The 229-nt window shown below is 72.1% G+C and carries 1 pseudogene; it reads right to left on the bottom strand.

The features are described 5' to 3' along the window. A pseudogene (locus QP415_RS13205) lies at positions 1-229 on the bottom strand (hypothetical protein); the annotation flags it as partial.

Here is a 229-nt window from a genome sequence, read left to right as displayed (position 1 = left end):
CAGGTCCGCGCGCGTGAGCAGGACGAGAGCGTCGGCGTGAATGACGGACGCACAGCGAGCAGCTCGCGCGTCCCATCGTCCCGCGTCCACGATGAGGGACGCGCGTAGTGATCGACAGGCAGCCACCACCCGCGGGTCGTCCGCGCCGGCCCCGCCGCGTGCATCGCCGACGAGGGCACGCACTCCGCCCACAGTGGGCAGGTGATCGCGCAGCGACGGCAGATAGGAG

It is taken from the genome of Pauljensenia sp. UMB3104 (assembly GCF_030217285.1).
Classification (GTDB): domain Bacteria; phylum Actinomycetota; class Actinomycetes; order Actinomycetales; family Actinomycetaceae; genus Pauljensenia.
This window is presented reverse-complemented; position numbering and strand designations above follow the sequence as displayed.